The organism is Niallia sp. Sow4_A1 (assembly GCF_052116745.1).
GTDB lineage: Bacteria > Bacillota > Bacilli > Bacillales > Cytobacillaceae > Niallia > Niallia hominis.
Genome location: NZ_JBQKKM010000058.1, coordinates 17114 through 27177 on the forward strand (window position 1 = coordinate 17114; position 10064 = coordinate 27177).

The following is a 10064-nucleotide window of genomic DNA, read 5'->3' on the forward strand; positions in this document are numbered from 1 at the left end:
ATTATTTAATTATTCGCCATTAGTTAGCAAAAGGATTTATTTTATTGCCAGGTGACGGAACATCTAGTTTAGGCAAGCTTTCTTGTAAATCTACTAGTTCCGGCATATAGAAGACGGAAAAAGTAACATAAAATGTTACTAACTGATTTTCTTCATCTGAAACAGTCGTTTTTTCTTCTTCACCAGAGAAGTTTATATTTCTTACTAATACAATCCGCTCATTATTCTCCATTTCAGATATAAACTTTTCCAATCCAAAGTAATCCTGTGCTTGTATTTCAAGAGTAGCAGTCATCTCTTTCATCCCAGAAGGCATTTCTATAGATAAAAGCTCCGTTTCCTCGGAATTCTCCTCTTGCGTCTCTTCCTCGGTTTCTAGGCTTGTGCTTTTATCAAATTGTTCTTGTAATATCCCGGTATTATCCGTAGAATCAACTTCTACCTCACCATCACTAAATACCATATTCTGTATCGTCGTTTCTGAAAGTAGCTCTGCTTTTTCGATATCGATTAACAGTTGATCTGTTAGCGGTTTTATCGGAACACTTTTTTGCAATTCAAATGTATTTTTTTCTCCAGATTCTTTCTTCTCTTGAATATTTGTTTCTATCACTGATAATAGCTGTTGCTCTGTCTCAATCTGATCATTTTTTTTATTATTTTCAACAATCTTAGGCTGTAAATAAAAGAAATACATTCCTGCTAAAAAACAGAATATAATCAGCATACTACTTATGGTAAACAATCTATGCCTATCAAGGTTCATGAATTAGAATCTCCTTGTTCCTTTTCTTGCTGATCCATTTGCTCCTCCTCTTTAATCGTTTCTTTATTTAGGAAGATTTGAAAAGAACCAATGTATCTTTGTACATCTTGCTCTGTAGAAAGAGCTCCTTCATCAACAGAAGTAGTAATGGTCGTTGTTGATAGTTTAGAGAGTGTAACATCAGTAATCCACGCTGAATCCATTAATCTCTTTAAATAATAGGCAGCTTCTCTAGTTGTATCAAATTGAGCCTCTAATTGAATTGTTCCATCTTCATTATAAAGAAAAGATAGAATAAACCCCCGCTCTGGTAGGTAGGAAGTTAACTCTCTTATTACTGGAACGGTTTTTAAAGGATAGTCCTCTGCCCAAATGACTGCTTTTTCTAATTCTGCTGCAGCATTTGAATTTTCATAGGTAGTAAGCAGCGTTTGAGATGATTCCACTTGTTCCTTCATTGTATTTACTTGTTTTGCCAATTCATCATTCTTTTTCTGAATGGATTGGCCAATAAACAGCATCACAATTATACTAAGCAGTGCCACCCCAGCAAAAATAAAAAGAATATAAACGGATTTTTTACTTCTTTTTTCTCTTTTTGGGAGTAAATTGATATCCACTAACATCTATTTCACCTCTTTTAAAGCTAATCCTAAAACAAGGTGAAAGCCACTTGGCAAAGATCGCTTAAATCCAGTTAATAGGCTATCTACTTCTGGCATAATAATAGGCAGCTCAAAACGAGTAGATAATTCTTCTTTCATGGATGGTAGCATAGGGTGATCACCCGTCAAAATAATTTTCATCAATTGTTCTCTTCCTTGATGAATAGAATAACGATAAAAATCCATTAATCGGTTTACTTCTCGAAAAATATTATCGTATTCAATCATGAGCTCCTCGATATCTCCTTGAAAGAAAAGCTCTGATTGCTGTGACCGATTTACTCGAATTTCCCAATCCTCGCGTATAAAGGTAAGCGGCAAAAAGTGGGCAAAAATCGGATATCCATGTTCAAAAATAGTTATATTCACATTTTCTAAATCCATATGTACAAATAACAGTCTCTCCTCTTTGGCAGCTGTATAAAGTCGTTCATATATACGGAAGGCTGCTAACGAGGAAATATCTGCAGCAACTGGATATAGCTTTGCTTCTGTTAGAGCATCCACATATTCCTGAACTAATTCTGCTTGTGCAGCAATGAATAAAACTTCCTTTTTTTCGTCTTCTTCTTTTAGAACAACCGTATCAAAGACCGGCTCTTCAAATGGGAGATGGATGGATGTGCCAATTTCTAAGTATAAATACTCTTTTAATTCATCTTCTTTTATATCTGCTGGAATGGATATTTTCCGAATAATAATTAGCGCATCAGGAACGACCATCTGAATGTCCCTTTTCTTTATTTTCCAAGTCTCCGCACATTCTTCTAAAATTAACTGCAAGCTTTCTTTATTGACCACTTTTCCATTTCTAATGATACCTTCTGCCAAAATCCTTTCCCCCCATTTGATTGGTTGAGGAGGATTAATTTGTTTCATTTCCATATATCGAATGGAATGATCATTAAAAATGAGCTGGACAGTTCTTTTGTTTCGAAACAACCCCATATGATATCTCCTTATATGTTAAGAAGTTGAAAGTAAAAATCTAGTAACTCCAATCCATAAAAATAGGCGATAAGCGTGCCTAAAACAATATATGGACCAAACGGAATTGGCTCCCTCTTCTTAAATTGCTTTAATAACATTCCAATTATACCAATTAAAGCACCAAATAAGGAAGCAAGGAAAAAAGCTAGTAAAACTAATTTCGGACCAAGGACAAAGCCAATGACTGCAAACAGTTTGATATCTCCGCCGCCCATGCCACCTTTACTAATAACGGCAAGGAATAACAATAAGAAAAAGCCAACAGCTGCCCCTGAAATAGAGAAAGCCCAAGAATTTTGGGGAATGAATATTTTTTCTATAATAAGGAGGATGGAAAATACAATCAATACCTTATCTGGAATGATCATATAAGCAAGATCGGACACCAATATAATCATAAGCAAGGAGATAAGTGTCCAGGCAACAAAAAGTTCAGTTGACCATCCTAATTTAACAGGTGCCAAAATAAACAAAAGACCGGTTATCAATTCGACAATCGGGTAAATTGGGGAAATTGCTGTCTTACACTGACCGCATTTCCCCTTTTGAAAAATATAAGATAATACAGGTATTAATTCATACCAGCTTAAAGTATGTCCACATTTTGGACAGGCTGACCGCGGAGCAACAATCGACTGATTGACAGGGACTCTTAGACCGACTACGTTAAAGAAGGAGCCGAATAGGAGTCCATATAGGAAGATTAGGAATAGCATTATTTTCCCCTTCTACCTTATGAACTTGTGTTATCCGTTACTTTATCCCTAGCTAAATCCGCCTCTGCTGTTTCTGGAATACTTCTCTCACTACCAACTAATTTAGCCTTATAACTATATTTACCATCATTTTCTTTTGTAATTAACACATAAGAACCAGTATCATCAGTTTCAGAAGTGCCTTTCTCATATTCTCCACCATCTGGATCTTTCACTACATCTAAATAACCCTGTTCCTCTAAATAAGCCATGGTGATAATCTTCGAACCCGAACTCGGCAACAACCCAGTATCAGCCGATACAGCCAATTTAGCAGAATTAATCATTTGCTGTGCGTTTGCCACATGAGCATCTTTCTTTGTGTTGTCGATTATTTTCCCAACACTCGGAACAGCGATTGCTGCAATAATTCCAAGAATAACGACAACTGCTAATAGCTCAATTAACGTTAAACCTTTTTGATTTTTTATACGATTTATTATTTTTTTCATTTTTTATTGCCTCCCTAGTACTTTTTTACTATTCTAAGTAGTACTTTAGCAGATTCTCTTTTTAAAAGGAAGAATTATTTTTTTGGAATATTACATATTTTTCTTAGTAATTATCCACTTGGTTAAAAATTTCAAACATTGGTATCATCAGCGCGGAAACGATAACCCCAACAAGGCCAGCTAAAAGAACAATTAATAAAGGTTCCAAAATGGCTTTTAGTCGATCTGTACTAACTTCCACTTCTTTTTCATAAAAGTCAGCAACTTTCCCAAGCATGAGGTCTAAGGAGCCTGTCTCCTCCCCAATGGCAATCATTTGGGTAATCAGAGGGGGAAAGGCCCAGTGCTTTTTCATAGGCTCAATAAGCGACTGACCATTTTCCAATGCAGCATGGGATTTATGCACCACTTCTGCAATTACTTTATTTTCTACTACTGATTCAACAATGGTTAATGCTTGCAATATTGGGACAGAACTAGAAAATAACGAGCTTAGTGTACGTGTCATTTTTGCTAGTTCTGCCTTCTGTAGTAGCTTCCCAATAACCGGCATCCTTAATACCGCATAATCCAAATAATATTTAGACGTTTCATTATTTCGAAGCAGTATAAACACAATCGTAATTAGTATCACCACAAATGCAATTAACCACCAGTAAGATTGGACAAAAGCACTTGCATCTAGCACAAATTGGGTAATGAACGGCAATTTTCCGCCTAAACTAGCAAACATTCCAACAAAAATTGGCACAACATAAATTAACAAAAAGACGACAACAAAAATAGAAAGTAATCCAACAGCCGCCGGATAAGCAAGTGCAGAAATAATCTTTTGTTTTGTAAAATGCTGTCTTTCGTAATGGATAGCTAATCGTTCAAGTGTTTCATCCATATTACCACTCGCTTCTCCAGCTCGAACCATATTGATGAACATTGGCGAAAATACTCTCCTGTGCTTTTCTGCAGCATTAGACAGAGGATTTCCTTCCCTTAAATCCTCTTCCACTGCTTTTAAAACCTTTCGTAGTACTTTACTTGAGGTTTGCTCTGCAAGTATTCTTGTGGAATCGATAATGGAGATTCCTGCAGACAAAAGCGTTGCAAACTGTCGTAAATAAATGACCATATCCTGCAATTTCACAGGATTGCCAATGACAATATCCTTTGTAAAGAATGATTCTTTGACTTCCATTATTTCTGTAACTCGAATACCTTGTTCCCTTAGTGTCAATAATGCCTCACGCTTTGATGATGCATTAATGCTTCCCTCTCGTTTTCCTTGTATCGTTCTCCCGGTATACTTAAATCGAGCCATTAATTGACAACTCCTGTAAATATTGCGCAGCTAAATCTTGATGAATATGCCCAAATTGAACAAGCTCTTTAATGCTATTTTCTAATGTTACCATTCCTTGTGATTTGGATGTTTGCATAATATTCATGATTTGATGTATCTTCTCATTACGAATCAAATTAGCCACTGCTGAATTGTTTAGGAGAATCTCCAAAGCAACAACTCTGCCTCTTTTATTGGCTGTCGGGAAAAGGCGCTGAGACACAACCGAAACTAAGACAGAAGCTAATTGAATTCTAATTTGTTGCTGTTGTTCTGGTGGAAACACATCAATTATTCGATTTATTGTTGCTGGTGCTCCAGAGGTGTGTAATGTTCCCAATACGAGATGACCCGTTTCCGCAGCAGTAATTGCAGTTTGAATCGTTTCTAAATCTCGCATTTCCCCTACTAAGATTACATCTGGATCTTGCCTTAATGCTGCACGCAGCCCATTTGCAAAATTATTTGTATCAAAGCCAACCTCTCGTTGGTCAATAATCGACATTCCATGTGAATGATAATATTCAATTGGATCTTCAAGAGTAATAATATGCTTATGGGATGTCTCATTTAAATACCGAATCATTGCTGCTAAAGTGGTCGATTTTCCGCTACCAGTAGGACCTGTTACAAGTACAAGGCCTTGTTGTTTTTCCGCTATTTTACGTAGTATAGCTGGCATACCAAGCTGTTCAATCGTCGGAATGGCTGTTGGCACAATTCTCAAGGCAATGGATACTTGTCCACGCTGTTTAAAGATATTGACTCTGAAGCGAGAAAGACCCTTTATTTCATAGGAGAAATCTAATTCCCCTTTTTCTAAAAAAGTTTCCCATAACGTTTCAGGAGCAATTTCCTTTGCCATTCCTTCTGTTTCAGCTTTCACCAAGCTTTTTTCACCAATCCTTTTCAATTCTCCATTTATGCGGATAACAGGCGGTATCCCTACCGTTAAATGAACATCAGAAGCTCGATTTTCATAAGCAGTCTTCAAAATCTCATCTAATTTCTCTTTCAAGATATTCCCCTCTATTCAGGAAGAACGACTCTTAGTACTTCTTCCGTTGTTGTAATCCCTTGTTTCACTTTTAATAACCCATCATCAATTAAAAACACGGTTTTATCCTTTTCTGCTTGCTCTCTTACCTTTAGAAAAGATTCACCGTTCATGATCAATTTTCTTATCTCTTCATTCATAACTAGGACCTCATGAATCGCGATTCGGCCGCGATAACCTGTCATATTACAAGAAGAACAGCCTTTTCCGCGAACAATATGCTCAATAGACATACCTCTTCTTGCAAAAATCTCTATTTCTCTTTTGGTAGCCGCTTCTTCTCTTTTGCAATCTCGACATACTTTTCTTACTAATCGCTGTGCAACGATTCCATTTAAAGAAGATGCTACTAAGAATGGCTCTACTCCCATATCAATTAAGCGGGTAATCGTTCCTATAGAATCATTCGTATGAAGAGTACTGAGCACTAAATGACCAGTTAAGGAAGCGCGAATGGCCACTTCTACTGTATCCTTATCACGAATTTCTCCGACCATGATAATATTTGGATCCTGCCTTAAAATAGAACGCAAACCAACTGCAAAGTCCATGCCTGTATTTACATTTACTTGAATTTGATTAATCCCTTCCAATTGAAATTCTACTGGATCTTCAATGGTTAAAATATTGACTTCCTCATTATTCAACTGATTTAATGCTGCATATAAAGTGGATGATTTACCTGATCCTGTTGGACCTGTTATCAACACAATCCCATTCGGCTTCTGCAGCATTTTATTAAATAATTGGAGATTGTAGGGATGAAATCCAAGCTTTGTAATGTCATTTAAAGCACTCCCTAAGTCAAGTATCCGCATTACAATTTTTTCCCCATATACAGTCGGGATGGAGGAAATGCGCAAATCTACTGGGTGCAATTCCAGATTAAACTTAATTCTGCCATCCTGTGGTAGACGATATTCGGTAATATCAAGATTAGCCAATATTTTTATCCGGGCAATCAAAACACTTTGCATATGCTTTGGCAAAATTCTTTCTGTGCGAAGAACTCCATCAATCCGATAACGAATCGTTACCTTTGTTTCATGGGGATCAATATGAATATCACTTGCTTTTGCATGAATAGCATTTGTTATTAGCTGATTGACTAGCCTAATAATGGGAGAATCTTGAACAACATCTAAATCAACTTCTTCCTCTTGTTCCACAGGGAAAAGCAATTCTTTAAACTCATCATCCACATCATAGTATTTATTAATGGCCCGAATAATATCATCTCTTGTTGCTATTGCCGGCTCAATTTGAAATCCAGTCGTTAGGCGAAGGTCGTCAATGGCAAAATAATCCATAGGATCCGCCATCGCAACAAAAAGTTTATCTCCCTCAATTTTTAAAGGAATAAGAATATTTCTTTTGGCTGTTTCCTTTGGTACGAGTGAAAAAAGATTTTGCTCAAAAGGATACCGATATAAACTAATATGAGGAATTCCTAGCTGAAATTCCAGCACTTCTATAAGCTGCTGTTCCGTGATTAATCCCTCTTTAAGTAACGCATCTCCAAGCTTTTGATTAGAACTTTTTCTAGCCAATGTCTCGTCTAATTGCTCTTGTGTTATCAGATTAGCCTCTATTAATAAATCCCCTAGTCGTTTACGAGTATTCTTCATTATCATCTTCCTTTACCTATTTGGTATTATGTATGAAAAACGACATTTTCCTTAATGGATGTTACTTGGCTATTTTTCAATAATTTGGTCATCCTCTATCGAATCGTTTAGATCATCATCTTCCTTTTCCTGATCGATTTCTTGATTTGGATTATTCTCTTCGTCCATTGTGGAATCTTCTATTGCATGATCATTTAAATCTTCCTCTATTGGTGCCTCTTCGCCATCTTCCTTACTATCTGTTTGCTCTATGTCCTTGTTATTTGGCAATCCTCGAACTTCTTCCCTATAAACAGGTGGATAATAGTCCGTAGCGATTGATTCTCTTTTTACCTGATCTCCGTTTTTATCCAGTACTTCTTTGATGACAACAACAGAGATACCATTTTTCCCTTCCTGTTTAACCTTTACCTGATCTCCCTCAAGCAAAGAATCAAATTGGACAATTGTTTTTGGTTCATATTCTTCCTTCTCCTCTATAACAATCTCATAACGATTCGGAAATTCCTGCCCTTTTAATTGAAGGATTAATTGATTCTCCTCTACCTTAAGAGCGATAATATAAGCATGTTCATTTGGATTAGTAAAGCGTAAATCTAGTTGACTACGAAAGCTTGCTTTCGCTTCATAACCAACATCTACATAATCAGGAAGCTCCTTGCTTATTGTACGCTCTCTTATGTCAAAATTGGTTTGAAGAACTAATTGATAAATACCTGTTGCCAGTATACTTACCGTTTCATCCTTTGCACCTTTCTGATTTACATCCTCTAATAATCCTAATAAAGAAAAAGTTGTTTTTGGTAATATAGTGATTTCTTTAATAGATGGAATAACGGATTCCAATTCTTCTATTTGATCAGGCACTGTCATTTCGACGGTATTTAACAAATCTTTTCCGGAAACATAGGAAGCAAAGTATTCTTCTACAGCTAATTTCTTATCTACTTGAAGAATGGATGCGGCTTCTAATAATGCTGATTTGAAAAGATCAATATCGATATCTTCCATGGAAAACGAATTATACTGTTCCAATTCCGTTTGTAAAACTTCTTCCCTTACATTTACAACAAAATCATTTGCACTGTTTTCCGTTATATTCTTTAGTGTTTGTTCTACATCAAAGGCAAATATATCATTACTTATCTGAACCGTTTTTTCTTTATATTGAAACTCATATATAGCATTGGCTTTCCAACCAATAAGATGATTTTCAAGCATATTTTTTGCCTCTAATTCTGTTAATCCTCCAATGCTTATCCCAGCTACACTTGTATTAATGGGGTAAAGCTCTTCTTTATCTGCCTTCTGAAAGGCGTAAACACCTAAACTGGTGCCTCCAAAAAGGAAAAATGTTGCTATAAAAAGCCTAATAAATAAAGTGAAAGTTTTTTTATCCATTCTGTATTCTACCTTTCTAAAAAAACGGCTTTAGAGACTCCTTTTGTTTGCACTTAAATTTTCAGATCAGTTTTTAATCCTTATCTTTTGGTAAATTACTGTTGTCTAAAATTCTAATTTTTTCTAACCTCTCTAAATATCGTCTGTTTGGCTTTTCTTCTATTTCCTCTAGTTGTTCTTCCTCTTTATCATTATCTTTATTAGCATTTAATTCTTCTAAAAAAGCTTCAATCGAGTTTTCCCTGACCATTACATTATCATTTTTCCAATAATCCTCTTTTGGATGAGCCTCGGTAGTATTTAATGTAGCATAGACCCAATCCTTTTCCTCTTCTTGCTTATTTACATTCTCTGTTTCCTCTGAAGAAACCATTACACTAAAGTTGTTGTCCACTTTAATGGGCGGAAATTCTTCTTCCTTAATAGGTTTTCGTTCGGATTGTTCTACTTCTTCCACTATTGTGTTAGATGTTATTTTCCCCTCTTTTTTTAATGCAGGCTTCCCTTTATCCATAATTAACAGCTCTTCTTCTAATTCTATATTCTGCTTATTCATGTCTTTTGCCGTATACGTTGTAATGTATTCACTATGTATTTCTTCTTTAAAGAAAAAACGAGCGCTTTTTTGCATTAATAAAGGTAGCATCAAAACTAAAAGCAACAGACTACCTAAACTAATCATATAATTCTCATATAAATATTGAACAGCCAAGCCGATATTTGATAGCACAAAAGCAACCACAACCACCACAAATCTTCCCTTGATTGTCATACTAGAAGGAAAAACAACAAAAATTATTGTAATAATTAGTAAACAAACGATAGAGATTAATAATACTTGCATTTTAATCACCACTATTCTAAATAGTAAGAACAAACTAGAGCTTATCTATTTTCCAATGCGGTACTGTCAATATTTTTGTGTAAATGACTTTTCAACTTCTCAAGGTAGATGATCACCTTCGTATTCAAATAGATTTGTTCGAAGTGTTGATTTGGGTGTCTAGGAAAGGG

10 protein-coding genes are annotated in these 10064 nt (G+C 35.7%); all 10 read right to left on the bottom strand.

All coding sequences use genetic code 11. From position 1 onward, the window contains the following. Positions 1–19 precede the first annotated feature (19 nt). The 10 genes from ACTQ5K_RS22190 to ACTQ5K_RS22235 all read right to left on the bottom strand — a co-directional run bounded on the left by ACTQ5K_RS22190 (position 20) and on the right by ACTQ5K_RS22235 (position 9894). A complete protein-coding gene (locus ACTQ5K_RS22190; RefSeq protein WP_251627446.1) occupies positions 20–766 on the bottom strand; it encodes a hypothetical protein in 747 nt (248 codons plus the stop codon). Further along, a complete protein-coding gene (locus ACTQ5K_RS22195) occupies positions 763–1392 on the bottom strand; it encodes a hypothetical protein (RefSeq protein WP_031537092.1) in 630 nt (209 codons plus the stop codon). The genes ACTQ5K_RS22190 and ACTQ5K_RS22195 overlap by 4 nt, the downstream gene beginning before the upstream one ends. Continuing rightward, positions 1393–2379 (bottom strand): type IV pilus biogenesis protein PilM, encoded by a 987-nt coding sequence (gene pilM, locus ACTQ5K_RS22200; protein WP_251627444.1) that lies wholly within the window; start codon positions 2377–2379, stop codon positions 1393–1395. It lies immediately after the preceding gene. Positions 2380–2390: 11 nt separating this feature from the next. After that, the gene (locus tag ACTQ5K_RS22205; RefSeq protein WP_031537090.1) at positions 2391–3137 is read right to left on the bottom strand and encodes a prepilin peptidase; all 747 of its coding nucleotides are present in this window, start codon (positions 3135–3137) and stop codon (positions 2391–2393) included. Between the two features lie 17 nt (positions 3138–3154). Then, complete coding sequence (locus ACTQ5K_RS22210) at positions 3155–3628, bottom strand: competence type IV pilus major pilin ComGC (RefSeq protein ID WP_441994302.1); 474 nt, start codon at positions 3626–3628, stop codon at positions 3155–3157. 103 nt (positions 3629–3731) lie between these two features. Next, positions 3732–4943: a type II secretion system F family protein gene (locus ACTQ5K_RS22215; RefSeq protein WP_349204803.1), complete on the bottom strand. Its 1212-nt coding sequence runs from the start codon at positions 4941–4943 to the stop codon at positions 3732–3734. Next, positions 4930–5982, bottom strand: coding sequence for a type IV pilus twitching motility protein PilT (locus ACTQ5K_RS22220; protein WP_349204802.1), 1053 nt, complete (start codon positions 5980–5982; stop codon positions 4930–4932). The genes ACTQ5K_RS22215 and ACTQ5K_RS22220 overlap by 14 nt, the downstream gene beginning before the upstream one ends. An 11-nt stretch (positions 5983–5993) precedes the next feature. Next, positions 5994–7649 carry a GspE/PulE family protein gene (locus tag ACTQ5K_RS22225; protein WP_349204801.1) on the bottom strand — a complete coding sequence of 552 codons (1656 nt, stop codon included), beginning with the start codon at positions 7647–7649 and terminating at the stop codon, positions 5994–5996. 69 nt (positions 7650–7718) lie between these two features. After that, positions 7719–9050 carry a VanW family protein gene (locus tag ACTQ5K_RS22230; RefSeq protein WP_441994303.1) on the bottom strand — a complete coding sequence of 444 codons (1332 nt, stop codon included), beginning with the start codon at positions 9048–9050 and terminating at the stop codon, positions 7719–7721. Positions 9051–9123: 73 nt separating this feature from the next. After that, complete coding sequence (locus tag ACTQ5K_RS22235) at positions 9124–9894, bottom strand: hypothetical protein (protein WP_441130401.1); 771 nt, start codon at positions 9892–9894, stop codon at positions 9124–9126. Between the last annotated feature and the right edge of the window lie 170 nt (positions 9895–10064).

Excerpts from the sequence above, each read along its gene's own strand:
- ACTQ5K_RS22195 (WP_031537092.1), bottom strand. The coding sequence starts at position 1,392 with ATGTTAGTGGATATCAATTTACTCCCAAAAAGAGAAAAAAGAAGTAAA.
- ACTQ5K_RS22210 (WP_441994302.1), bottom strand. The coding sequence starts at position 3,628 with ATGAAAAAAATAATAAATCGTATAAAAAATCAAAAAGGTTTAACGTTA.
- ACTQ5K_RS22225 (WP_349204801.1), bottom strand. The coding sequence starts at position 7,649 with ATGAAGAATACTCGTAAACGACTAGGGGATTTATTAATAGAGGCTAAT.
- pilM (WP_251627444.1), bottom strand. The coding sequence starts at position 2,379 with ATGGGGTTGTTTCGAAACAAAAGAACTGTCCAGCTCATTTTTAATGAT.
- ACTQ5K_RS22215 (WP_349204803.1), bottom strand. The coding sequence starts at position 4,943 with ATGGCTCGATTTAAGTATACCGGGAGAACGATACAAGGAAAACGAGAG.
- ACTQ5K_RS22190 (WP_251627446.1), bottom strand. The coding sequence starts at position 766 with ATGAACCTTGATAGGCATAGATTGTTTACCATAAGTAGTATGCTGATT.
- ACTQ5K_RS22235 (WP_441130401.1), bottom strand. The coding sequence starts at position 9,894 with ATGCAAGTATTATTAATCTCTATCGTTTGTTTACTAATTATTACAATA.
- ACTQ5K_RS22205 (WP_031537090.1), bottom strand. The coding sequence starts at position 3,137 with ATGCTATTCCTAATCTTCCTATATGGACTCCTATTCGGCTCCTTCTTT.
- ACTQ5K_RS22230 (WP_441994303.1), bottom strand. The coding sequence starts at position 9,050 with ATGGATAAAAAAACTTTCACTTTATTTATTAGGCTTTTTATAGCAACA.